The following is a 22,156-nucleotide window of genomic DNA, read 5'->3' on the forward strand; positions in this document are numbered from 1 at the left end:
ATGCACGTTGAAATCCGCTGCGCTTGTATGTACATAAATTTCAGAAATTACTGAAATAAGAGACATGCCCTCATGAACCTCTCTCCGACGATCCAGGCCTTCGTGCTGCATTTCGGCGAGATGGGCAGTCGTTGGGGCATCAACCGGACCGTCGGACAGATCTATGCGCTGCTCTACGTCTCCGGCGAGCCGCTCTGCGCGGACCAGATCGTCGAGGCTCTCGGCATATCGCGATCCAACGTCTCGATGAGCCTGCGTGAGTTGCAGGGCTGGAACCTCGTTCTGCTCAAGCATCTGCCGGGCGACAGGCGTGACTACTTCACCACGCCGGATGATGTCTGGCAGATCCTCCGCACGCTTGCGGAGGAGCGCAAGAAGCGCGAGGTCGACCCGACGCTCTCGGTCCTGCGCGAACTGCTCATGCAGGCGCCGACGAGCGAGGCGGACCGGCATGCGCAGCAGCGGCTGGGCGAGATGCATGCGCTGATCGAGCGGCTGACGACATGGTACGACGACGTGAAGCGGCTGGAGCCCGAGCGGCTAGTAGCGCTTCTGGCTCTCGGCTCGAAGGTGACGAAACTTCTCGACACCAAGGACAGGATCGTCTCTCTTGGCCGCAAGCGCAAAGAGCAGAGCACGCCATGACCGCGGCCGAGCCTTACGTTACGCGCCGGGTTACAGCTTCGGTGTCCTTCGCTCCTGCTGAGGAAGCGGGGGCTCTCGTCCGTCCCCGAGCGACATCGAGACTGCCCGCCCGCGCGGGAACGTTGCTGCAGGCCGCCGCAGCGCTGCTGTGGATTCCGCAGGCGGGCCTCATCGCCATGGTTATAGGCGGCATCGCGGCGGGCGAGCCCGCGCGCGCAACGCTGGTTCCGGCCGCGACCGTTTTCCTGCTCGGCATCGTCCGCGCCGGCCTGGAGCGGTCCGGTGTCCGCTCAGCCTTCGATGCGGCGAGAAAGCACCTGTCGGACTTGCGCGCCGAGGCGATCGCCGTGGTCGCGGGCCGGTCTCCCCTCGACATGTCCGCGCCGTCGTCCGGGCTCGTCGCCTCCGCGCTTGCCGAGCAGGCCGAGGCGGTTGTGCCCTATCTCGCGCGCTTCCAGCCCCTGCGCTTCAAGGCGGCCGTCGTGCCCCTGGCCATCCTTGCCTGCGTGCTTGCCTTCTCCTGGGTGGCCGCCCTCATCCTGCTGGTGGCCGCGCCGCTGATTCCGCTGTTCATGGCGCTGATCGGCTGGCGTGCCAAGGAGGCGAGCGAAAGGCAGCTTGCCCGGATGGGCGACATGAACGCCTTCCTGCTCGACCGCCTGCGTGGCCTGGCGACGATCCGCACCTTTGGCACGGTCGACCTGACCGCGCTGCGGCTGCGTGCCTCCGCCGACGACCTCAGGACGCGGACGATGGCGGTGCTGCGCATCGCTTTCCTTTCGTCTGCGGTGCTGGAATTGTTCGCCGCGCTCGGCGTGGCGATGGTCGCGGTCTATGTCGGCTTCCATTTTCTGGGCCAGCTCGAATTCGGCGCCTGGGCCGGCAAGCTGTCGCTCGCGCAGGGCCTGTTCGTCCTGATGCTTGCCCCCGCCTTCTTCGAGCCGCTGCGCGACCTGTCGACAGTCTGGCACGATCGCGCCGCCGGGCAGGCGGGACTGGAGGCGATCGAGAAGATGGCCGTCCGTGGCATGCCGATCGTCGGCGCGACCGCCGGAGAGGTCCGACCGACGGAGCGCGGCACAGCGCTGTCAGTCAGGGCGGAAGACCTCACCTTCCGATATCCTGGCCGCGATAGCTACGTTCTGGCGGGATTCGATCTCGACGTCAGGCCGGGCGAGCACGTCGCTCTCGTCGCGCCGAGCGGCGCGGGCAAGTCGACGATACTGGCCTTGCTCGCCGGCCTCGCGCCGGTGTCTGGCGGCATCGTCCGGATCGGCGGCGAGCCGCTCAACGCGGCCAATGCGGCGCGTCTGCGCGCCTCCATGGCCTGGATCGGCCAGCCGCCGCACATCTTCCCCGGCACCATCGCAAGCAATGTCGCCCTCGGCCGGCCGGAAATCGGAGCAAGTGAGATGACTGCGGCTTTGAAGGTCGCCCGGCTCGACGGCGTGGCAGCCCGTCGTGGCCCGTCTCCCGTTGGCGAGAACGGCGTCGGCCTGTCGGGCGGCGAGGCCTTGCGCCTGGCAATCGCGCGCGCGGCCGCCGGCGCGGACAAGGGCCTGATCCTTGCCGACGAGCCCACCGCCCACCTCGACAGCGCTACCGCGAGCGAAGTGATCGAGAGCCTGCTCGCCGCCGCGGCCGGGTGCACGCTCGTCGTCGCCACGCACGACCCCGTCCTTGCGGGCCGCATGGACCGTGTCATCGACCTGTCCCACAGGCTGGCGGAGGCGGCGGAATGAGCCGGTTCCGCCCCCTGCGCGCTGTGCTCGCACTCTTCCAATCCGGCGACATGCGGATGCTGCTCGCCGGCGCTGTGCTTTCGCTCGCGACGGCGCTTGCCGGCATCGCGCTTCTCGGCCTGTCCGGCTGGTTCATCACGGCGACGTCGATCGCCGGCGCTTCGGTTGCAACGGCGCTCGCCTTCGACGTCTTCATGCCGTCGGCCGGCATACGCCTGCTGGCGCTGGGCCGGACCGCCTCGCGCTACGGCGAACGGCTGGCGACCCATGAGGCGACCCTCAAGGTCCTGGCCGCATTGAGGGAGCGGGTGTTCCGCGGCTGGGCCTCGCCCGCTGCAGCCCGGGCGCTCGCCATGCGCCCGTCGCGAGCCCTGTTCCGGTTGACGCTCGACATCGACGCGCTGGATACGCTCTACCTTCGGATCATCGTCCCGGTCTTCGCCGCGACAGGCACCGCGCTGGCGATTTCGGCTGCCCTCGGCTTCATCCATCCGCTGCTGGGCGCCGGCGCGGCGCTGCTGTTGCTTGCAGCTGGGCTCGGCATTCCCGCACTCGCAACCCGGCGCGCGGAAACGTTTGTGCGCCGAAGGGCACATGCGCTCGAGGCACTGCGCTCGCGCACCATCGACCTGGTGAAAGGAAGGACAGACCTGCTGATGGCCGGGCGCGCCAGCGCCCAGATAGAGGCAGTTGCCGCGGCGGACCGGCGTCTTGCGCAGGCCGACATCGGGCTCACCCGCGTCGAAGCCGATGCGGGCTTTGCGCTCGGGGTGGCTGGCGCCGGGTTGCTGGCAGGCGTGCTGCTTGCTGTGGCCCTGCTCGCGGAGCGCGGCGACATCGGCGCGCCGGCCGCGGCCTTCGCCATACTCCTGGCAATGGCAAGCCTCGAACCGTTCGCGCCGCTGCGGCGCGGCGCGGTCGAGTTCGGCCGCACTCTCCTGGCTGCGCGCCGTCTGGCGCCACGGCTGACGAACGAGGCTGGAACCACCGCGCTGCCCGAACCGGCGCAGGCGGGTGTCGCGGCACGGCTGCATTTGGTCTCGGCGAGCTATGACGGCCATGTCCGCCCGGTCCTGTTCGATGTCTCGCTCACCCTCCGGCGCGGCGAACGCGTCGCCATCATCGGCCAGAGTGGGGCAGGCAAATCCACAATCCTGTCTCTTCTCGCTGCGGAGCTGCCTGCCATGCGGGGCAGCGTGGAAATCCTGCCGGCGACGCTGCTGACGCAGCGCACGGAGCTGTTTGCCGATACGCTGCACGGAAACCTGGCGCTTGCCCGGCCCGAAGCGACGGAAACTGAAATGTTCGCGTCGCTCGCGGCCGCAGGCCTTGATGACATGATGGGGCGCCTGCCGCGCGGGCTGTACACGCCGCTTGGCGAGGCGGGCGCCGGCCTGTCGGGCGGCCAGGCCCGCCGCCTCGCGCTCGCGCGCATCCTGTTGCGCGATGCGCCGGTGTGGTTGATGGACGAGCCGACGGAAGGGCTCGACGGCCCGACCGCGCGCGATGTCGTCGCGCGCATCGACGCCGCGGCCGTCAATCGCTCGCTCGTCATCGCCACCCACATCCGCCGCGAAGCCGAACTCGCCGACCGCCTCGTCCTGATGCGCGACGGTCGGATCGTCGCGGAGGCGTCACGCGGAAGCGCGAAATATGAAGAGATGCTCAGCGGGCTTCGCCCGGACTGAGTTGGAACGTCGAAGCCCGGGCAGCCGCAAGGCGGCCCCAGCAAACAAAGGAGGCGGCAGCGCCGGATCCGGTCATGGAACTCGATATCGTAGCTCTCTCGCGGCTGCAGTTCGCAATCACCGCGCTCTATCACTTCCTCTTCGTTCCGCTCACGCTCGGCCTGTCGATCCTGCTCGCCATCATGGAGACGGTCTATGTAATGACCGGCCGGGTGATCTGGCGGCAGATGACCAAGTTCTGGGGCACGCTGTTCGGCATCAACTTCGTCCTCGGCGTCGCCACCGGCATCGTGATGGAATTCCAGTTCGGCATGAACTGGAGCTACTACAGCCACTATGTCGGCGACATCTTCGGCGCGCCGCTGGCGATCGAGGGCCTTATGGCCTTCTTCCTCGAGGCGACTTTTGTCGGCCTGTTCTTCTTCGGCTGGGACAAGCTGTCGAAGATCGGCCATCTCGCCGCCACCTGGGCCGTGGCGCTTGGCTCCAACCTCTCGGCGCTGTGGATCCTGATTGCCAACGGCTGGATGCAGAACCCGGTCGGCTCGGCCTTCAACCCGCAGACCATGCGCATGGAGGTCGTCGACTTCTACGAGGTCCTGTTCAACCCGGTGGCGCAGGCGAAGTTTGTCCACACCGTCTCGGCGGGATATGTCACGGCAGCTGTTTTCGTCCTCGGCGTGTCGGCGTGGTACCTGCTCAAGGGCCGCAGCGTCGCCTTGGCGAAGCGCTCGATGACAGTGGCCGCGTCCTTCGGCCTTGCCTCGGCCTTGTCGGTCGTGGTGCTCGGCGACGAGAGTGGGTATCTCTCGACCGAGCATCAGAAGATGAAGCTCGCCGCGATCGAGGCGATGTGGAAGACCGAGCCGGCGCCCGCGCCCTTCACGGCCTTCGGCTTCCCCGACCAGCAGTCGCGCACGACGCACTTCGCCGTGCATATCCCCTGGGCCATGGGTCTGATCGGCACGCGCTCGCTGACCACCGAGATCCCCGGCATCGAGGAGCTGGTCGAACATGCCGAGGTTCGCATCCGCCAGGGCATCGTTGCCTACGACGCGCTGCAGAAAATCCGCGAGGCGGGCAGCACCACGGCGATCCCCGACGACGTGCGGACCGCCTTCGAGGACAACGGCATGGACCTCGGCTATGCGCTGCTGCTGAAGCGTTATGTCGACGATCCCCGCCAGGCGAGCGACGACCAGGTCGCGCAGGCGGCATGGGATACGGTACCGAATGTGCCGACCCTGTTCTGGACCTTCCGCATCATGGTCGGCCTCGGCTTCAGCTTCATCCTGCTGATGGCGGTCTTCTTCTATCTTTCGGCCCGCCACCGCCTGGACCGCTACCCATGGCTTTTGTGGGTCGCCGTTCTTGCGATCCCGCTGCCGTGGATCGCGGCCGAGTGCGGCTGGATCGTCGCCGAGGTCGGACGACAGCCCTGGATCATCGAGGGCGTGCTGCCGACAGCGGCCGCCGTGTCGAGCCTCGGCGCCACGACGGTGCTGATCACCATCCTCGGCTTCGCGGCGATCTACACGGTCCTGTTCATCATCGAGATGTCGCTGATGATCGCGGCGATCCGCAAGGGACCCGAAGATGACCACCAGCCGGAGCCGGCGATCGCCCCTCCCTCCCTTGTTCCCGCGGAGTGACCAGCCATGATCCTGCATGATCTCATCGACTATCCGACGCTCCGCGTCATCTGGTGGGTGCTGCTCGGCGTTCTCTTGATCGGCTTCGCCGTGATGGACGGCTTCGACCTCGGCACCGGCACGCTTCTTCCCTTCGTCGCGCACAACGATCTCGAGCGCCGCGTCGTCATCAACGCGGTCGGGCCGGTCTGGGAAGGGAACCAGGTCTGGCTGATCCTCGGCGGCGGGGCGATCTTCGCCGCCTGGCCGCCGCTCTACGCAGTGTCCTTCTCGGGTTTCTATCTGGCGATGTTCGCGATCCTCTTCGCACTCATCCTGCGACCGGTCGCCTTCAAATATCGGTCGAAGCGCGAGAGTGCTGCGTGGCGTTCGCGCTGGGACTGGGCGCTGTTCATCGGCGGCTTCGTTCCTGCGCTCGTCATGGGCGTCGCTGTGGGCAATGTCCTGCAGGGTGTGCCGTTCCACTTCGGGTCCGACCTGCGCATCTTCTACGATGGCACGACACTGTTCGAACTGCTCAACCCGTTCGGCCTGCTCTGCGGCCTGCTGTCCGTCGCCATGCTGGTCATGCACGGCGCGGCGTGGCTGGTGCTGAAGACGACGGACGAGGTGGCCGCCAGGGCGCGCGCCTATGGCAGCATCGCCGCGCTCGTGACGATCGCTCTGTTCGCGATCGGCGGGCTGTGGCTCTGGGCCGGTATCGACGGCTACCGCCTCACGAGCGCGGTCTTCACGGATGGACCGTCAAACCCGCTCGCCAAGACAGTGGAGCAGGGGCCCGGCATCTGGTTCGAGAATTACGCGGCCCATCCGTGGATGATGGTCGCCCCGGCGCTTGGATTCGGCGGCGCGGCGCTCGCGCTTCTGCTGCTGCGCCTGCGACGCGAGGTGCTGACGCTCATTGCGAGCGCGCTGTCGATCCTCGGCATCATCTCGACCGTCGGCCTGTCGATGTTCCCGTTCATCCTGCCGTCCTCGGTCGATCCGCGGTCGAGCCTGACGGTCTGGGACGCCTCGTCGAGCCATCTCACGTTGTTCATCATGCTCGTCGTCACGGTGATCTTCGTACCGATCATCGTCGCCTATACGAGCTGGGTCTATCGCGTCCTGTGGGGCAAGGTCGACGCGGACGGGATCCGTGACGGCACCGGCCACGCCTACTGAGGGAAAGGAGTTCGTCATGTGGTATTTCGCCTGGCTGCTCGGCCTGCCGCTTGCTGCCGCCTTCGCTGTGCTCAATGCGATGTGGTACGAGCTGATGGAAGACGAGGCGCAGAAACGCGCCTCCGCCGACAAGCCGAACTGAGATTTCGCCCTGGGATACCCGGCTGGCGCGGACGAGCTTGCCGTCCGCGCTACCGCGCCGGTTCGATATGCTGGATCAGCAGCTTCTCCAGCCAGTCGACAAAGACCTGCATGCGCCGAGAGATGTGCTGTCTGTGAGGATAGAGCAGCGTCATCGGCATCGGCTCGGCGCGAAAGCCGGGCATGACCTCGACCAGTTCGCCGCTGCGCAGATGCTGCCTCACGTCATAGGCCGGGATCTGGATCAGTCCGAGGCCGGCGAGGCAGGCGGAGATGTAGGCCTCGGCGCTGTTGACGGTGACGCGGCCGCGCACTGGCCGGCTGCGCGGCATGCCGTCCTCCTGCCATCCCCAGTCCTCAAGCCGGCCCGTCGAGGGTGAGGCGTAGTTCACCGCGAGGTGCGAATCGAGATCGTCCGGCGAGCGCGGCACGCCATGCCGGTCAAGATACGTGGGGGCTGCGACATTGATCAGCTCCAGAATGCCCAGCGGCCGCGCGATCAGCCCGGAATCGGAGAGCGGCCCGACCCGTAGCACGCAGTCGACGCGCTCTTCCACCAGGTCGACGGACCGGTCGGTCACGCCCAGGTCGACGTCGATGTCCGGATAGTCGTCCAGAAAGGCCGGCAGGGCGGGCGCGATGATCAGCCGGCCGATCCGGCCGGGCACGTCGATCTTCAGCCTGCCGGAGGGCTTGGAACTCGTCTGCCGGAAGAGATTCTCCGTTTCCTCTACGTCGCCGATAACCCGCAGGCAGCGCTCGTAGAAGGCGGTGCCATCCAGCGTCGGCGACACCCGGCGCGTCGTGCGGTGCAGCAGGCGCGCGCCGACGCGCCCCTCCAGTTCGAGGATCGCGGCGGAGACCGACGACCGCGGCAGGCCGAGCGTGTCGGCCGCGCGGGTGAAGCTCGAACACTCGACCACTCGGGCGAAAACGCGAAAAAGGTCGATGCGGTCCATGGATTGTTCGTTCCTGCTGTCAAGTCATTTCAAAATGAACGTCTTTATAAAGAAAAGCTAGACGATAGCTTATCGACGGAAAGCTTGAAGGCAAGCTTGAGAAACGGAGAATGCCATGACGGACCACGCCATCAAGGACAAGACAGTCATCATCGCCGGCGGCGCCAAGAATCTTGGAGGTCTGATCGCCCGCGATCTTGCCGCCAACGGCGCCGCGGCGATCGCGATCCATTACAACAGCGCAGCGACCAAGGCCGACGCGGAAGCGACGGTGGACGCGGTGAAGAAACACGGCGCCAAAGCCGTTGCGCTGCAGGCCGATCTGACGACGGCGGCGGCAGTGGAGAAGCTGTTCGCCGATGCGGTCTCCGCAGTCGGACGCCCGGACATCGCCATCAACACCGTCGGCAAGGTGCTGAAGAAGCCGATCGTCGACATTTCCGAGGCCGAGTATGACGAGATGAGCGCGGTCAACGCCAAGTCGGCATTCTTCTTCATCAAGGAAGCCGGCAAGAGCCTGAATGACAATGGCAAGATCTGCACGCTCGTGACCTCGCTGCTGGGCGCGTTCACGCCGTTCTATGCCTCCTATGCCGGCACCAAGGCCCCGGTAGAGCATTTCACCCGTGCGGCCGCCAAGGAGTTCGGCGAGCGTGGCATCTCCGTCACGGCCATCGGGCCCGGTCCGATGGACACCCCGTTCTTCTACGGCCAGGAGACGCCGGAGGCACAGGCCTACCACAAAACGGCCGCGGCGCTCTCCGGATTCTCCAAGACGGGCCTGACGGACATCGAGGACATCGTTCCCTACATCCGTTTCCTCGTCTCGGACGGCTGGTGGATGACCGGCCAGACGATCCTGGTCAATGGCGGCTACACGACGAAATAAGAGTGGCCGCCGCGATTGGTCGTGATTTCTGACAACTGATGTCAGCATGGCCGACTTTATCGTCCGGTTTGCGCATCTGATAACTCCAAGCATTGCAATCGCCGCTCTACCCCGGTCTCGTCCAGGTGGAGCGGCGCCGCACATGGCCATTCCCGGTCGTGGATGCGTGAATAAGAGGTTTGAAATGCGTCGATTGATCATAGCTCTGTTTGCCGGCCTGTTGAGCCTTCAGCCCGTCGCGCCCGCGCTTGCGCAGACTGCTGCCGAGGTGGACAATTCGCTCGACGGACTGTTCGGTGAGCATAAATCCTATCGCGCCTTCTTTGAGAAGTTGCAGTCGGCGGTCGCGGCCGGCGACAAGCAGGCCATCGCTGGAATGGTCGACTATCCGTTCCACGGCAGGATTGCCGGCAAGGCGGTGAGGATCCGCGACGCGGCGCATTTCGTCGCCGACTACGACAAGATCGTCACGGACAAGGTGAAGAAAGCGGTCGCGAACCAGACCTATGCGACGCTGTTCGCCAACTGGCAGGGCGTATGTATAGGGGACGGCGAAGTCTGGTTTTCCGGGGTCGGCGATGCGAATGTCATCCGGATCACGGCGATCAACGACTGATCCCGCGATCCGCAATCAGGAGAACATGACATGATACGCGTCCTAACCGCCGCCGGCGCTCTAATCGCACTCGGTTACATGGCCTTGCCTGCACAGGCGCAGTCGACGGTCAAATGCGTGTCGCGCAACTATCAGTACGGCGAGTGCTGGGCCGGTCCGCTCAAGCAGCCGCAGCTGATCCACCAGGTCTCAAGCAGCGCGTGCATCCTGAACCGGAGCTGGGGATACAATCCGCAGTCCGGCTATATCTGGGTGGCCAACGGCTGTGCCGGCGTCTTCGCTGATGTCGGCGGATACCACTATGGCCGCGGCGGCAAGGTCGATCCCGGCGCCCGCACCTATGACGAGCATGGTCACGACGTAGGCGCTGCGGTTGGCGCCGCAGTCATCGGTGCGATCGTCGGTGGCATCGTGGCGGGCAATCATCATGGCCATCAGCACACCACCAGCAATGTGCGCGAGGACGACGGCTACAATGGCTGCCACGGGATCGGCTGCATGGTCACCCCGCCGGACGACAACGACACCATCGACACCAGGCCGCAGTTCGACGCGCAGGGCGAGCCGAACTTCGACACTCACGGCAACTATCAGGGCTGCCACGGCGTCGGATGTCTTGTCGACGACCCGGACAGCACCGACGACAGCGACCAGTAACGCCTGCGCCCAGCTGGGTGACAAGCCTTGCCGGGGCCGCGTTGCGGCCCGGCGCAGCGGGGACAGGAGCCCGGCGACGCATCATGCATACGCTGACGATGATCCTCGCCGGTCTTGCGCTGCTCGGCGTTTTCATGCTGCTGGGTCGCCGGAGAGGGCCGGGTGGCGCCGCGGCGGCGGCCTGGATTTTCCTGCCGGTCTGGCTTGTGGTCGCCTGCGTCAACATGTGGGTTGGCGTCTCCCGCGCCGGCTACACGTTTGCCGAGGAACTGCCGATCCTGTTGCTGATCTTCCTCCTCCCGGCGTGCCTGGCGATCTTCATCGCGTCCTATCTGCCCAGGGAATAAGTTTCGTCACCCAAGGTCCAGCAGGAGATATGTTCATGCCCTTGCCGTCCGTACTCCAGGCCGCGATCGATGCGATCAACGCGGCCGACACAGACGCGTTCGTCGCGGCCTTCGCCGCGAACGGCGTCATCAACGACTGGGGCCGCGTCCTCAGGGGGCACGAGGGCGTGCGGTCCTGGGCCCGTTCCGATGCGATCGGCGCCGGTGCGAAGATGACCGTGGTAGAGGCGACCACCACCGGCAACACCACCCACATCGTCTTCGACTGGAAGAGTCGCGTCTTCAACGGTCGCAGCCAGGCCTATGTCACGATCGTCGACGGCCTGATCACCGAGTTCCGCATTCCGGCGAATTGACCTCATAGGGCCTGCCGGTTCACAAATCCCTGTCTTCCACCAACAGCCAGTCCACACATGAGCAGTTCCGGCACTTCAAGTCATCATCCGCTTCTACGTCGCCGCGATGGCCATCACGCCCGCGTGCGGTTCGAAGAGCTGTTCTTCGATCTCGTTTACGTCTTCGCGGTGACGCAGCTCAGCCACGAACTGCTGCACAATCTGACGTTCACCGGCGTGGTCGAGACGCTGATCCTCTGGTTCGCCGTATGGCTCGGTTGGCAATACACCTGCTGGGTCACAAACTGGTTCGATCCGGCGACGCCACGGATTCGCGGGCTGCTGTTTGTCGTGATGCTCGCGGGTCTTGTGATGTCGGCCTCGCTCGATGGCGCCTATGCCGAGCGCGGGCTGATCTTCGCGTGCGCCTATGTTGCCATACAGGTCGGCCGGACCGCCTATATCGCGTGGGAACTTGGCCCGGACCATCCGCTCTCGGCCAACTATCGACGCATGCTCGGATGGCTCGTCATCTCCGCCGTGTTCTGGATCGCCGGCGGTCTGACGGAGCATTGGACGAGGGTGGGTCTGTGGGCGATCGCCGTCGCGTGCGAATATTTCTCCCCGATGTTCGGCTTCGCGTTGCCGGGGCTCGGACGCTCGTCCACCCGCGACTGGACGATCGAGGGCGGCCACCTCGCAGAACGATGCCAGCTTTTCGTGATCGTGGCCCTCGGAGAGACGTTGTTGGCGACCGGCGTGACGCTGACTGGCACCGAGGTTTGGGATGTCCCGATCCTGTCGGCGATGCTCGCCACGTTTCTTGGCACCTTGGCGATGTGGTGGCTGTATTTCGGCACATCGAGCGAGGATGCCACCGAGACGATTACGCACTCCGAGGATCCCGGCCGGATCGGCGCCTACTTCCACTACGCTCACGCCATCCTGGTCGCGGGCATTATCGCGACGGCGGTTGGAAACGATCTCGTGCTTTCCCACCCGCATGAGCATCCGAAACTGGCCTATGCACTGGTTCTTTCGGCAGGGCCGGTGATCTATCTGCTCGGCGGTGCGGTCTACAAGAAGGTGGTCTACGGTGTCTTGCCCCTCTCGCACATTGCGGGGGTCGCGGTGCTGGCGGCGCTCGTTCCCGTCGCGCAGACGGTCGATCTTCTGACGATGGGATGGCTCACCACGCTCGTCATGCTTGCCGTCGGCATTTGGGACAGTCGTTCGAGGCGCGCCAGACAGTCCGGGATCTGACGGTCACGGATCCGAGGCGATGAGGTCTCCGAGCGCCTTCACGGCGACCTCGTAGCCGCGCGGCCCTAACCCCGCGATCACCGCCGTCGCGACCTTCGACACCAGCGAGGTGTGATAGATCTCCTCGCGGCGGTGGATGTTCGAGATGTGCAGCTCGATGATCGGGCGGGGAAACATCTTGAGCGCGTCGAGCAGCGGGATCGAGCGGAAGCTGAGGCCCGCCGGGTTGATCACGATGCCCGCTCCCTCATCGATCGCCTCGTGCACCCAGTCGACGAGTTGATGCTCCGCATTGGTCTGGTGGAAGCGGAGCGGCCGATCTCCCGCAGCGTGCCGGCACATCGCCTCGATTTCGGCGAGCGTCGTCGTCCCGTAGATTTCCGGTTCGCGCTTGCCGAGGCGGTTCAGGTTCGGGCCGTTCAGGACGTAGATCGGCTTCATTGGCTTATCCCTGATATCCAAAGAGCCGCGGCAGCCACAGCACCGCGTCTGGCACGAAGGTAATGACAGCGAGAACGAAGATCATCGCGAACAGGAACGGTATCGTATCGCGTACGATGTCGCGCAACGGCACTTCGGCGATGCGGGTCATGATGAAGAGAAGCAGTCCGTAGGGCGGTGTGATCAGCCCGAGCATGATGTTGAGCACCACCATCACCCCAAAGTGCACCATGTCGATCCCCAGCGCCTGAGCCGTCGGGATAAGAACCGGCACGATCACCAAAAGTATCGTTGTTCCTTCGAGAATGCATCCGAGCAGAAGGAGCAGGACATTGACGAGAATCAGAAAACCGGTCGGCGACAGGTTCCAGGCAAGCAGCAGGGCCGAAAGAGACTGCGGAATGTTCTCGATGGTGACAACATAGTTGAACACCATGGCCCCTGCGAGCAGCATGCCGATCGAGGCCGTGGTACGGGCGCTGTTCAGCAGCGCGCGATAGAACTCCTGCGGCGAGACGCTGCGATAGATCGCAACCGAAATGAGGAGCGCATACCCGGCCGCGACGCCCGCTGCTTCGGTAGGCGTCATCACGCCGCCGCGGATGCCGACGAGCAGAACGACCGGCAACAGGAGTGCCGGGAACGCTCGAAGTGTGATTCCCGGTATCTCGCGCAATGGCACCGGCTTTTCCACTGGGAAGTTCTTGCGACGGGCATCTACCGCGACGATTGCCATCTGTGCGAGGGCGAGCAGCAGGCCTGGAATGATGCCTGCGATAAAAAGGAAGCCGATCGAGGCATCGGAAACAAGCGCATAGATGACGAGCGGGATCGACGGCGGGATAATCGGCCCGATCACCGAGGTTACGGCTGTCAGCGCGGCGGCGTAGCTCGCGGGGTATTTGCCGTCCTTGGTCATCAATTGCTGCATCATCTTGCCGGTTCCGGCCGCGTCGGCGATCGCTGATCCGGACATGCCCGCGAAGATGATCGACTGCAGCACGTTCACCTGCGCCAGGCCGCCGCGGAACCGGCCGACCACGGCGTTGCAGAAGTTCAGCAGGCGATCCGTCATCGATCCGGCATTCATGATCTCGGCGGCGAGGATGAACATCGGCACCGCCAGCAAAAGGTAGCTGGTGTAGAGGCCGTTGAGCAGCTGCTCGGCCGCGGTGCCCATGTCCAGTCCGGCCAGCCAGAGATAGAGGATCGAGCCGGCGATCATCGCATGGCCGATCGGCAGGCCGAGGAAGGCGAGCGCCGTGATCGCTACGAGCGACAGCGAGAAGGGACTGGTGAAGTTCATACGCCGGAGCTCGCCTTGGTGGGATCGAATTCGTCCGGCGCGTCGCCCTTGAGCGCGTGGAAGCCTAGCCAGAGATAGCGCGCTATCACGGCGAGAACGAAAACGATGTAGATCGAGAACAGCCAGTCGAAGCGGATCTTGAGATAGGCGGTGTGTTCCACCTTCATGAAGGTCACGTAATCGAAGACCGCCGGAAACGAGCAGCCGTAAAGCCCGATCAGGGCGGCAGCCGAAGCCAGTGTCATGAACCGACGTGCCCGTGGGCCCACGGCGCTATAGATCAGATCGAACCTTATCTCCTCTTCCTCGCGAACGACGAACGCGGCGCCGAAGAGCACGACCCAGATCCACAGGACGACGGTGAGTTCATTGCTCCATCCAGTCGGCCAGTTGAGCACGTACCGAAACACCACCTGCAGAAGAAAGGCGATGAACATGACGCCGATCATCAGCGCGATGAAGTTCTCGCCGCGCCGATAAAGCCACGCGCCCCAAGACGCCCATCCCTTGGCCATCAATCCGTTCTCCCGAGAATGAGGCCGCCAGGGACATCCTTGGCGGCCTCGTGATCGACCTTCACAGAGCGTTGATCTTGTCCACCATGCCGGCCGGCCATTCCTTCGCCTGCTCGGACGCCAGATACTGCTCTTGGACATGCTTGCGGAAGGCGGCGACGTCGGGCTCGTAGATCTTCAGCCCCTTCGCCTTGAAGCTCTCGGCGAGTTCCTTCTCGCGGGCCAGATGCTTCTCGGTCGAGAAGTCGATCGCCTTGTCGGCCGCCGCCTGGAACTTCGCCTGCTTCTCCGCGCCCATCTCGTCCCACACCTTTTTCGAGACCGTAAGCAGGTCGTATCCGACGAGGTGCGAGGTCAGGACGATCTGCGTCATCACCTCATAGAACTTCATGTTCTCTACGTTCGGCAACGGGTTGTCCTGCCCGTCGATCGCACCGGTCTGGAGGCCGGTATAGACCTCGGCATAGGCCATCGGCGTCGGGTTGGCGCCGAGCGCTGTGCCAAGGAACTGCCAGGCGTCGCCACCGGGCATGCGCAGCTTGATACCGGCCATGTCGGCAGGCGTCTTGATCTCCTTGTCGACCTTGAGCCCCACCTGGCGCACGCCGAAATAGGTCGGGCCCAGCACCTTCACGCCGAGCTGGTCCTCGGTCAGTTTCTTCATCTCGGCGCCGGCCTCGCTGGCGAAGAACGCCTTGAGGTGGGCCGCGTCGCGGAACAGGTAGCCTGCCGTGAGGATCGACCAGGCGGGGATCTGCTTCGAGATGTCCTGCGGCGCGATGTTGCCCATCTCGAGATTGCCGCGCTGCAGGGCGACGAGCTCGGTGCCCTGCTTGAACAGGTTGCCGCCGTAGTAGCCTTCGAAGGTGAAGTCCTCCGCGATCGCCTCCGCGAACATCTTCATCATCTCGGCGCGGATGTCCTGCTCCGAGAAGACGGCCGAGAAGCGCAGCTTCGGCTTGTCCTGCGCCCAGGCGGGCAATGCCGTCGCGGTGGCCGCCAGGCCGGCGCCGATGATGAACCGGCGGCGTGTGGTCTGAAATGTCATGTTTCTTCCTCCCTTTCTGCTGGTTAAGTGCTAGAGTGCATTGATGCGGTCGATCATTCCTTCCGGCCAATCCTTGGACAGTGTCGATCCGAGGTATTTTTTGTTCGAGTAGGCCCGGAAGGCCTCGATGTCGGGCGTGTAGACGTCCAGTCCGGCGCCCTTGAAGAAGTCGATCAGTTCGGCCTCCTGCTTGACGTATTCCTGGTCGCTCCACGCGAAGGCTTCGTCCGCCGCGGCCTGCATCGCCTTTTGCTGCTCGGGCGTGAGCGAATCGAACAGTTTTGCGTTGATCATCAGCAGGCCGAAGCCGACATTGTGCCCGGTCAGCACGATCTGGTCGGTCACCTCGTAGAACTTCATCAGCTTGTCGTTCGGCAGCGGATTGTCCTGCGCGTCGATCGCTCCGGTCTGCAGCGCGGTGTAGACTTCCGCATAGTCGACCGCGACGGGATTTGCGCCGATCGATTCGCCCAGGAACTGCCATGCTTCGCCGCCCGGCATGCGCAGCTTGATGCCCGCCAGATCCTCGGGCTTCGAAATCTTCTTGTCGCCCTTGAGGTTGAGATGGCGCGTGCCGTAGTAAGCCGGCGCCAGCACCACCACGCCCATCTCTTCGCGCGCCATCTTCTTGAACTCGGCGCCGATCTCGCTGTCGAAGATCGCCTTCAGGTGCTTGGCGTCGCGAACGAGATAGGCGGCAGTCAGGATCGAGAAGGCGGGAACCTGCTTGGCGAAGTCAGAGGGCGGCATCAGCGCCATTTCGAGGTTGCCGCGCTGCACGGCCACGATCTCGGTGCCTTGCTTGTAGAGCGTCGAGCCGAAGTAAGGCTCGAAGACAAAATCAGTCCCAAGCTTCTTCGCGAAGATCTCGACCAGGGCCTTCGAGCGCGGCGCATCCGCCGTGGTCGAATCGGCGAAGCGCAGCTTGATCGGCTCGGCCATCGCGGCCCCGGCCGTTGCAAGCATGCCGATCGCCGTTGCGGCCCCCAGAAGAGCGCGGCGCGTGAATGTGGATGTCATCAAGATCCTCCCTCGTATGTCTCAGCCGAAGCGATGCTCCGGAATGCCTTGTCCCACGCCCTCGATCGCGAACAGGCCGCCGGCCATCGGCTCGGAGGCAAGCTGCGCCGCGTCGAGGAATTTCCATGCGCTCGTGACATAGAGCGTCTTCAGATCCCGCCCGCCGAAGCAGAGGCAGGTCGGATTGGTGACCGGCATCGGAATGACGCGGTCGATCGCCCCATCCGGCCGATAGCGCACCACGCGACCGCCTGCGAAAAAGGCGGCCCACAGGCAGCCGTCCACGTCGACGCAGGCGCCGTCCGGACGATCGCCGGTTGCCGTGTAGTCGGCAAAGATGCGCCGGTTGGTCACGATGCCGTCGTCCAGGTCGAGATCGTAGGCGTAACTCGTATAGCGGCGGGTATCGGTGAAGTAGAGCGTGCGGCCGTCCGGCGAAAAGGCAATGCCGTTCGCGACGATCACGTCGCCCGCCATCCTTGCAACCGCGCCGTCGGGATCGATGCGATAGAGCGAGCCGTTCGGCCGGTGCAGCTGGTTGTCCATCGTGCCGACCCAGAAACGGCCGCGCGCATCCACCCGCCCGTCGTTGAGGCGATTGTCCAGACCAGCTTCCACGCTCGCCAGCGTGCTGCCCCGGCCGGTGGCGTCGTCCCAGAGATAGAGGGTCAGATCCTTGGCAAGGAGCCTGTCGCCCGATTTCGCAAGCGCCTGCGTGCCCGCGAACGTGCCGGGCAGCTCCGTCACCCGATGGTCCCCGGTCGCGGGATCATAGGACTGGAGCCGCGGCTGCTCGATGTCGATCCACCACAGCCTGTTCGTGCGATCGCACCATAACGGCGTCTCGCCGAGCCGGTCGCGGCTTTCGACGACGCATTCGACCTTGGGCTGGCGGACGGCAACCGTCATGCGGCGGCTCCGAAATGTTCGGCCATCGCCGACCGGTCCGCCGCGCGGCCGGTGAACAGCTCGAAGGCGCGGACCGCCTGGTAGACGGCCATCCCGGCTCCAGGCAGCACGCGGCAGCCGAGCGCGCGGGCCGCCCTGAGCAATTCAGTCTCCGCCGGGAAGTAGATGATGTCGGCAACCCACTGACGCTGCGCAAGCAGGCTCACTGCGAAGGGCGTGCCCGGATATTTCGCCATGCCCACCGGCGTGCAGTTCACGATCCCCTCGACGGACTGAACGGCCACGGCATGATCCGTCTCGGTGCGTATGCGCGTGGTTCCATTGGCACTCATCCGCTCGGCAAGTGCGCTTGCGCGTGCGCGGTCATTATCGACGACGATCAGCTCCCCTACACCCAGGTCGATCAGTGCGCGGGCGACCGCGACGCCGGCTCCGCCCGCGCCGAACTGCGCGACGCGGCTCACCGCCGCCCCGGGCAAGCCGTCGCGGAAGCTCTCGGCGAACCCCCAGCAATCCGTATTGTGACCCTTCACACGCCCGGCGCTGAAAACCAGCGTGTTCACCGCGCCGATCGACGCCGCATTGATCGAGAGTTCGTCGACGAAAGGCAGCACAGCCTGCTTGAACGGATGGGTAACGTTCACCCCCGCGAACCCGGCTGTAGCCGCGGCCTGAACAACCTCGCCAAGCGCACTGTCGGGCAGGCCAAAGCGGTCGAAGTCGAGCAGATGATAAACGCAGTCGAGGCCCAGCCGCCTCGCCTCGAGTTCGTGCATGATCGGCGAGCGGGAGAGCTGGATGCCCCTGCCGATAAGACCGATGGTAATGGACCCGTCACGACGAACGCCGCGCGGCCCGGCAAGGGCCCTCAGCATCCCGGCGATGGCGTCGGCGACCGTCGTCACGTCTCTCTCCCTGGACGGATGATGAATCCGCCGGCGGCGCGGCGCCGCTCTTGTCTTTGCCGGACGCGGACCGGTAAATGGCCCGCATCGGATATTGGCGACAATGTACGAACTGGTTAGTTTAGTCAACAACGTCGAAGGAAAGGCGTTCGCACGCATGGAGGGCAAGGCCGCGGGCAGCCGGCGCAGGATCGAAAACGGTCCGACGCGCACGCAGGATCCGGAGGGAACCCGGCGCAACATCCTTGAGATCGCGTCCGAGGAGTTCGCGCTGAACGGGCTGTCCGGGGCGCGGATCGACGAGATCGCAGCGCGGACGCGATCCTCCAAACGAATGATCTATTACTACTTTGGCGACAAGGAAGGCCTCTATCTCGCCGCGCTGGAGAACGCCTACCGCCGCGTGCGCGAGGGCGAGTCCAAGCTCGATACCGAGGGCCTTCCGCCCGTCGAGGCGTTGCGCAGGCTGGTCGAATTCACCTTCGACCATCACCACGAGCATGAGGATTTCATCCGCATGGTGATGATCGAGAACATCCATCACGGAGAGTATCTCGCCGGTTCGGAGGTCATCCGTGGCCTCAACGTAACCGCCATCGACCACATCGCCCGCATCTACCAGCGGGGTCTGGCTGAGGGCGTCTTCCGCCCGGGCATCGACGCGATCGAGCTGCACTGGCAGGTCAGCGCGCTGTGCTTCTTCAACGTATCGAACCGCGCGACGTTCTCGAAGATCTTCGGGCGCGACACAGGTGCCCCGGAGGAGCAGGCCCGCCTCCGCGAGAACACGGTGCAGATGATCCTTCGCTTCGTCGCGGCCTGAATCATCTCTGCAGTTCGCCGTCTTGGCGCTGCAGGCCATTTCTCAGGATGTGAGTGATAGGAAAATTGGTGGAGCCAATCGGAATCGAACCGACGACCTCTTGAATGCCATTCAAGCGCTCTCCCAACTGAGCTATGGCCCCACGCTCCGGCCTTTCGGACCGCGCCGTCTCCGGCGGAGAGCTCGGCAGGATGGGATCCCTGCCGAAGATCGAGGCGGCTTCTAACCCCGCCGCCTCGCAAGATCAAGGCCTCCGCGACACGAATGCCGACTTTGTCGGAATCCGGCCTCCAGGCCTGTAAAATCAGATCTCGTCGTCGTCCTCGCCGCCGACGCCGATGATGTCGGCGACATCGTCGTCCTCTTCCTCCTCGTCCGGCAGGAAGGTGTCGTCGTCCTCGTCGTCGATTTCGACGTCGTCATCGTCGCCAAGATCGGGCAGGTCGTCCGTGCCGCCCTTGGCCTCGTCGTCGGCCTCCTCGAGCGACACCATGTCGGGGGCGTCGTCCTCGGCGTCGAGCTCCTTGTCGGCGACCTCCTCTTCCTCCTCGACCGGGCTCAGCACGGTCGATTCGAAATAGGACCGCGGATAGCTCTTGCCGGTATAAGGCGAGACAATCGGATCGCGGTTCAGGTCATAGAATTTCTTGCCCGTTTCCGGGTCGATGCGCTTGGTACCAAGTTCAGGTTTCGCCACTGTGTCCGCCTCGTGGAAACAGGCCCGGGATTACCCGGACCGCGCCGTGCGGAACTTCGCCCGCAGGATACGCGCCGTAAAAATGAGTTCGGTCCCATATCCACAAGTCGAGCCCCTGTCAAAGCTTATTGAAGGCCGGAATTGCCACAGCCGGCGCCGGAGGGGAACCAGGCCCGGCGCCGCGGGGATGACCGTTTCGCTGGCCCGTGCTAGACAGCCGCCGCGCGGGCCCGTGCCTGCGAAGGGGACAGGAACCGCCCATGACCGACCAACCGTCGCCGCAGCCCGCGACCGCGCGCCGTTCCCAGGCGCTGAAAGGCAGTGTGCGGGTACCGGGCGACAAGTCGATCTCGCACCGTGCGCTGCTGCTCGGCGGGCTCGCCGCCGGCACGACCCGCATTTCCGGCCTGCTCGAAGGCGACGACGTGCTGCGCACCGCCGCCGCGATGCGAGCCTTCGGCGCGAGCGTGGAAGGCGGAAATGGCGAATGGATTCTGCGCGGCGTCGGCAATGGCTGCCTGCTTGAACCGCGGGAACCGCTCGATTTCGGCAATTCGGGCACGGGAGCACGGCTCGTCATGGGACTGGCGGGCGTCTACGACATGCCGACCGCCTTCAAGGGCGATGCCTCGCTGTCGAAAAGGCCGATGGGCCGCGTGCTCGATCCGCTGCGGCTGATGGGTGTTCAGGTCGAGGCGACGCCGGGCGACCGGCTGCCGCTCACCCTGCGCGGGCCGAAGACGGCCGCTCCGATCACCTATCGCGTGCCTGTTCCGTCGGCGCAGGTGAAGTCCGGCGTGCTGCTGGCCGGCCTTAACGCGCCCGGCGTGACGACGGTCATCGAGGCGGCGCCCACTCGCGACCACACGGAAAAGATGCTGCGCGCCTTTGGCGCGAGCCTGGAGGTCGAGACGGATGCCGCCGGACTGCGCCACATCCGCATCGGCGGGCAGGGGCGGCTGACAGGCCAGGCGATCACGGTGCCGGGCGATCCGTCCTCTGCCGCCTTCGTGGTGATCGCAGCGCTTCTCGTGCCCGGGTCCGACGTGCTGGTCGAGAACGTGATGATGAACCCAACGCGAACCGGCCTGATCGACACGCTGCGGGAGATGGGCGCCTCGATCGAGGTCCTCAATGGTCGGGTGGCCGGCGGCGAGGACGTGGCGGACCTGCGTGTCCGCTCTTCCGAGCTGAGGGGCGTCACGGTGCCGCCCGAGCGCGCGCCGTCGATGATCGACGAATATCCGGTGCTCGCCGTCGCGGCCGCCTTCGCCGAGGGTGAGACGTTGATGCAAGGGCTGGAGGAGCTGCGCATCAAGGAATCCGACCGGCTCGCCGCCGTCTCCGCGGGACTGAAGGCCAACGGCGCGGACTGCGAGGAGGGCAAGGACTGGCTGCTCGTGCGCGGTTCGCCCGAGGGACGCGGCCTGGGCGGCGGCATCGTCGAGACCAGCCTCGACCACCGTATCGCCATGAGCTTCCTCGTCATGGGGCTGGCGGCGGAGCAAGCGGTCACCGTTGACGACACAGGCATGATTGCGACCAGTTTCCCGCACTTTCTGGATGTGATGCGGAGCGTCGGGGCGCAGATCGAGTAGACTCGGACAATTTCTCGTCCCGAAATCAAAGGAACAGGTCACGTGAGCACGCAGAAGGTTGCACTGGTGGTCGGCGGTGGATCGGGCATGGGCGCCGCGGCGGCCCGCCGGCTCGCGGCCGACGGATTCGCGGTTGGCATCCTGTCTTCTTCCGGCAAGGGCGAGGCGCTGGCGGAGGAGCTCGGCGGGCTCGGCGTCACCGGCTCGAACCAGTCGAATGACGATCTGAGGCTCTTCGTCGACCTCGCGGTCGCACGCTGGGGCCGCATCGACGCGATGGTCAACAGCGCCGGGCACGGCCCGCGCGCACCGCTGCTCGATATTACCGACGAGCAGTGGCACACGGGTTTCGACGTCTATTTCATGAATGTCGTGCGTTCCGTGCGGCTCGTCGCGCCGGTCATGGTGCGGCAGGGCGGCGGCGCGATCGTCAACATCTCGACCGCCTGGGTGGCGGAGCCGAGCCCGATGTTCCCGACCTCGGCCGTGGCGCGGGCGGGGCTTGCCGCCTATACCAAGCTGTTCGCCGACGAATACGCGGCGAAGAAGGTGCGCATGAACAATGTCCTTCCCGGCTGGATCGACAGCCTGCCGGCCACCGAGGAACGCCGCGCCGGCGTGCCGATGCAGCGCTACGGCACCAGCGAGGAAATCGCCGCCACCATCGCCTTCCTCGTCTCGGACGGTGCGGCATATATCACCGGGCAGAATCTGAGAGTCGACGGCGGCCTGATGCGATCGGTAGGATGACCGGGCAGGGAGACCGGGGCGGTCTCCTCCGCCAGCCCGATCAAGA

General features: G+C 65.1%; 24 protein-coding genes and 1 tRNA gene. 15 read left to right on the forward strand and 10 right to left on the reverse strand.

Annotated features, from left to right (window positions below; translation table 11 throughout):
• The first annotated feature begins 72 nt into the window (after positions 1-72).
• The 6 genes from B9Z03_RS03945 to cydX all read left to right on the forward strand — a co-directional run bounded on the left by B9Z03_RS03945 (position 73) and on the right by cydX (position 7,033).
• Positions 73-645, forward strand: coding sequence for a GbsR/MarR family transcriptional regulator (locus B9Z03_RS03945; protein ID WP_085462989.1), 573 nt, complete (start codon positions 73-75; stop codon positions 643-645).
• A complete protein-coding gene (cydD, locus tag B9Z03_RS03950) occupies positions 642-2,387 on the forward strand; it encodes a thiol reductant ABC exporter subunit CydD (RefSeq protein ID WP_085462990.1) in 1,746 nt (581 codons plus the stop codon). The genes B9Z03_RS03945 and cydD overlap by 4 nt, the downstream gene beginning before the upstream one ends.
• Positions 2,384-4,075, forward strand: a complete 1,692-nt coding sequence (locus B9Z03_RS03955; protein WP_085462991.1) for an amino acid ABC transporter ATP-binding/permease protein — start codon at positions 2,384-2,386, stop codon at positions 4,073-4,075. Before cydD ends, B9Z03_RS03955 begins: the two co-directional genes overlap by 4 nt.
• A gap of 74 nt (positions 4,076-4,149) precedes the next feature.
• Positions 4,150-5,727 carry a cytochrome ubiquinol oxidase subunit I gene (locus B9Z03_RS03960; RefSeq protein ID WP_085462992.1) on the forward strand — a complete coding sequence of 526 codons (1,578 nt, stop codon included), beginning with the start codon at positions 4,150-4,152 and terminating at the stop codon, positions 5,725-5,727.
• 6 nt (positions 5,728-5,733) lie between these two features.
• Entirely contained in the window at positions 5,734-6,891 is a 1,158-nt protein-coding gene (gene cydB, locus B9Z03_RS03965; protein WP_085462993.1) for a cytochrome d ubiquinol oxidase subunit II, read from the forward strand.
• A 16-nt stretch (positions 6,892-6,907) separates the two neighbouring features.
• Complete coding sequence (gene cydX / locus B9Z03_RS03970) at positions 6,908-7,033, forward strand: cytochrome bd-I oxidase subunit CydX (RefSeq protein ID WP_085462994.1); 126 nt, start codon at positions 6,908-6,910, stop codon at positions 7,031-7,033.
• 49 nt (positions 7,034-7,082) lie between these two features.
• Here the strand turns inward: cydX and B9Z03_RS03975 are convergent, their stop codons facing one another.
• On the reverse strand, positions 7,083-7,991 hold the full coding sequence (locus B9Z03_RS03975; protein ID WP_085462995.1) for a LysR family transcriptional regulator: 909 nt from the start codon (positions 7,989-7,991) through the stop codon (positions 7,083-7,085).
• A 115-nt stretch (positions 7,992-8,106) separates the two neighbouring features.
• Between B9Z03_RS03975 and B9Z03_RS03980 the strand changes: the two genes are divergently transcribed.
• From B9Z03_RS03980 to B9Z03_RS04005, 6 genes are all read left to right on the forward strand, one after another.
• Positions 8,107-8,880: an SDR family oxidoreductase gene (locus B9Z03_RS03980; RefSeq protein WP_085462996.1), complete on the forward strand. Its 774-nt coding sequence runs from the start codon at positions 8,107-8,109 to the stop codon at positions 8,878-8,880.
• A 46-nt stretch (positions 8,881-8,926) separates the two neighbouring features.
• Positions 8,927-9,496, forward strand: coding sequence for a hypothetical protein (locus B9Z03_RS03985; RefSeq protein WP_244561656.1), 570 nt, complete (start codon positions 8,927-8,929; stop codon positions 9,494-9,496).
• A gap of 30 nt (positions 9,497-9,526) precedes the next feature.
• Positions 9,527-10,153: a DUF3011 domain-containing protein gene (locus B9Z03_RS03990; protein WP_085462998.1), complete on the forward strand. Its 627-nt coding sequence runs from the start codon at positions 9,527-9,529 to the stop codon at positions 10,151-10,153.
• Between the two features lie 83 nt (positions 10,154-10,236).
• Positions 10,237-10,500, forward strand: a complete 264-nt coding sequence (locus B9Z03_RS03995) for a hypothetical protein (protein WP_085462999.1) — start codon at positions 10,237-10,239, stop codon at positions 10,498-10,500.
• A gap of 35 nt (positions 10,501-10,535) precedes the next feature.
• Positions 10,536-10,856, forward strand: a complete 321-nt coding sequence (locus B9Z03_RS04000; protein WP_210191341.1) for a nuclear transport factor 2 family protein — start codon at positions 10,536-10,538, stop codon at positions 10,854-10,856.
• Positions 10,857-10,979: 123 nt separating this feature from the next.
• The gene (locus tag B9Z03_RS04005) at positions 10,980-12,098 is read left to right on the forward strand and encodes a low temperature requirement protein A (RefSeq protein WP_348528995.1); all 1,119 of its coding nucleotides are present in this window, start codon (positions 10,980-10,982) and stop codon (positions 12,096-12,098) included.
• A gap of 3 nt (positions 12,099-12,101) precedes the next feature.
• On the opposite strand, the gene B9Z03_RS04010 is transcribed toward B9Z03_RS04005, so the two are convergent.
• The 7 genes from B9Z03_RS04010 to B9Z03_RS04040 all read right to left on the reverse strand — a co-directional run bounded on the left by B9Z03_RS04010 (position 12,102) and on the right by B9Z03_RS04040 (position 18,242).
• The gene (locus B9Z03_RS04010) at positions 12,102-12,539 is read right to left on the reverse strand and encodes a type II 3-dehydroquinate dehydratase (protein ID WP_085463002.1); all 438 of its coding nucleotides are present in this window, start codon (positions 12,537-12,539) and stop codon (positions 12,102-12,104) included.
• 4 nt (positions 12,540-12,543) lie between these two features.
• Positions 12,544-13,845 (reverse strand): TRAP transporter large permease, encoded by a 1,302-nt coding sequence (locus tag B9Z03_RS04015; protein ID WP_085463003.1) that lies wholly within the window; start codon positions 13,843-13,845, stop codon positions 12,544-12,546.
• Positions 13,842-14,360, reverse strand: a complete 519-nt coding sequence (locus B9Z03_RS04020; RefSeq protein WP_085463004.1) for a TRAP transporter small permease — start codon at positions 14,358-14,360, stop codon at positions 13,842-13,844. The genes B9Z03_RS04015 and B9Z03_RS04020 overlap by 4 nt, the downstream gene beginning before the upstream one ends.
• Positions 14,361-14,421: 61 nt before the next feature.
• Entirely contained in the window at positions 14,422-15,408 is a 987-nt protein-coding gene (gene dctP, locus B9Z03_RS04025; RefSeq protein ID WP_085463005.1) for a TRAP transporter substrate-binding protein DctP, read from the reverse strand.
• Between the two features lie 30 nt (positions 15,409-15,438).
• Entirely contained in the window at positions 15,439-16,428 is a 990-nt protein-coding gene (gene dctP / locus B9Z03_RS04030; RefSeq protein ID WP_085463006.1) for a TRAP transporter substrate-binding protein DctP, read from the reverse strand.
• A 21-nt stretch (positions 16,429-16,449) separates the two neighbouring features.
• Positions 16,450-17,337, reverse strand: a complete 888-nt coding sequence (locus B9Z03_RS04035) for an SMP-30/gluconolactonase/LRE family protein (RefSeq protein WP_085463007.1) — start codon at positions 17,335-17,337, stop codon at positions 16,450-16,452.
• Positions 17,334-18,242: a shikimate dehydrogenase gene (locus B9Z03_RS04040; protein ID WP_244561657.1), complete on the reverse strand. Its 909-nt coding sequence runs from the start codon at positions 18,240-18,242 to the stop codon at positions 17,334-17,336. The genes B9Z03_RS04035 and B9Z03_RS04040 overlap by 4 nt, the downstream gene beginning before the upstream one ends.
• 157 nt (positions 18,243-18,399) lie before the next feature.
• Between B9Z03_RS04040 and B9Z03_RS04045 the strand changes: the two genes are divergently transcribed.
• The gene (locus tag B9Z03_RS04045) at positions 18,400-19,065 is read left to right on the forward strand and encodes a TetR/AcrR family transcriptional regulator (RefSeq protein WP_085463008.1); all 666 of its coding nucleotides are present in this window, start codon (positions 18,400-18,402) and stop codon (positions 19,063-19,065) included.
• 66 nt (positions 19,066-19,131) lie between these two features.
• Here the strand turns inward: B9Z03_RS04045 and B9Z03_RS04050 are convergent.
• Together B9Z03_RS04050 and B9Z03_RS04055 are read right to left on the reverse strand one after the other, a co-directional pair.
• A tRNA-Ala gene (locus B9Z03_RS04050) sits at positions 19,132-19,207 on the reverse strand.
• Between the two features lie 162 nt (positions 19,208-19,369).
• The gene (locus B9Z03_RS04055; RefSeq protein WP_085463009.1) at positions 19,370-19,762 is read right to left on the reverse strand and encodes a TIGR02300 family protein; all 393 of its coding nucleotides are present in this window, start codon (positions 19,760-19,762) and stop codon (positions 19,370-19,372) included.
• 260 nt (positions 19,763-20,022) lie between these two features.
• Between B9Z03_RS04055 and aroA the strand changes: the two genes are divergently transcribed.
• The gene (gene aroA / locus B9Z03_RS04060) at positions 20,023-21,360 is read left to right on the forward strand and encodes a 3-phosphoshikimate 1-carboxyvinyltransferase (RefSeq protein WP_085463010.1); all 1,338 of its coding nucleotides are present in this window, start codon (positions 20,023-20,025) and stop codon (positions 21,358-21,360) included.
• A 42-nt stretch (positions 21,361-21,402) separates the two neighbouring features.
• Positions 21,403-22,110, forward strand: coding sequence for an SDR family oxidoreductase (locus B9Z03_RS04065; RefSeq protein WP_085463011.1), 708 nt, complete (start codon positions 21,403-21,405; stop codon positions 22,108-22,110).
• Positions 22,111-22,156 lie beyond the last annotated feature (46 nt).

Origin of the sequence: Mesorhizobium australicum (genome assembly GCF_900177325.1) — a bacterium.
Lineage (GTDB): Bacteria > Pseudomonadota > Alphaproteobacteria > Rhizobiales > Rhizobiaceae > Mesorhizobium_A > Mesorhizobium_A australicum_A.

Bases quoted from the DNA above. Each gene is read 5' to 3' on its own strand.
- aroA (WP_085463010.1), top strand. From the start codon at position 20,023: ATGACCGACCAACCGTCGCCGCAGCCCGCGACCGCGCGCCGTTCCCAG.
- B9Z03_RS03975 (WP_085462995.1), bottom strand. From the start codon at position 7,991: ATGGACCGCATCGACCTTTTTCGCGTTTTCGCCCGAGTGGTCGAGTGT.
- B9Z03_RS04045 (WP_085463008.1), top strand. From the start codon at position 18,400: ATGGAGGGCAAGGCCGCGGGCAGCCGGCGCAGGATCGAAAACGGTCCG.
- B9Z03_RS03990 (WP_085462998.1), top strand. From the start codon at position 9,527: ATGATACGCGTCCTAACCGCCGCCGGCGCTCTAATCGCACTCGGTTAC.
- cydD (WP_085462990.1), top strand. From the start codon at position 642: ATGACCGCGGCCGAGCCTTACGTTACGCGCCGGGTTACAGCTTCGGTG.
- B9Z03_RS03945 (WP_085462989.1), top strand. From the start codon at position 73: ATGAACCTCTCTCCGACGATCCAGGCCTTCGTGCTGCATTTCGGCGAG.
- dctP (WP_085463005.1), bottom strand. From the start codon at position 15,408: ATGACATTTCAGACCACACGCCGCCGGTTCATCATCGGCGCCGGCCTG.
- B9Z03_RS03980 (WP_085462996.1), top strand. From the start codon at position 8,107: ATGACGGACCACGCCATCAAGGACAAGACAGTCATCATCGCCGGCGGC.
- dctP (WP_085463006.1), bottom strand. From the start codon at position 16,428: ATGACATCCACATTCACGCGCCGCGCTCTTCTGGGGGCCGCAACGGCG.
- cydX (WP_085462994.1), top strand. From the start codon at position 6,908: ATGTGGTATTTCGCCTGGCTGCTCGGCCTGCCGCTTGCTGCCGCCTTC.
- B9Z03_RS03985 (WP_244561656.1), top strand. From the start codon at position 8,927: ATGGCCGACTTTATCGTCCGGTTTGCGCATCTGATAACTCCAAGCATT.
- B9Z03_RS03960 (WP_085462992.1), top strand. From the start codon at position 4,150: ATGGAACTCGATATCGTAGCTCTCTCGCGGCTGCAGTTCGCAATCACC.
- cydB (WP_085462993.1), top strand. From the start codon at position 5,734: ATGATCCTGCATGATCTCATCGACTATCCGACGCTCCGCGTCATCTGG.
- B9Z03_RS04010 (WP_085463002.1), bottom strand. From the start codon at position 12,539: ATGAAGCCGATCTACGTCCTGAACGGCCCGAACCTGAACCGCCTCGGC.
- B9Z03_RS03995 (WP_085462999.1), top strand. From the start codon at position 10,237: ATGCATACGCTGACGATGATCCTCGCCGGTCTTGCGCTGCTCGGCGTT.
- B9Z03_RS04000 (WP_210191341.1), top strand. From the start codon at position 10,536: ATGCCCTTGCCGTCCGTACTCCAGGCCGCGATCGATGCGATCAACGCG.
- B9Z03_RS03955 (WP_085462991.1), top strand. From the start codon at position 2,384: ATGAGCCGGTTCCGCCCCCTGCGCGCTGTGCTCGCACTCTTCCAATCC.
- B9Z03_RS04020 (WP_085463004.1), bottom strand. From the start codon at position 14,360: ATGGCCAAGGGATGGGCGTCTTGGGGCGCGTGGCTTTATCGGCGCGGC.
- B9Z03_RS04035 (WP_085463007.1), bottom strand. From the start codon at position 17,337: ATGACGGTTGCCGTCCGCCAGCCCAAGGTCGAATGCGTCGTCGAAAGC.
- B9Z03_RS04015 (WP_085463003.1), bottom strand. From the start codon at position 13,845: ATGAACTTCACCAGTCCCTTCTCGCTGTCGCTCGTAGCGATCACGGCG.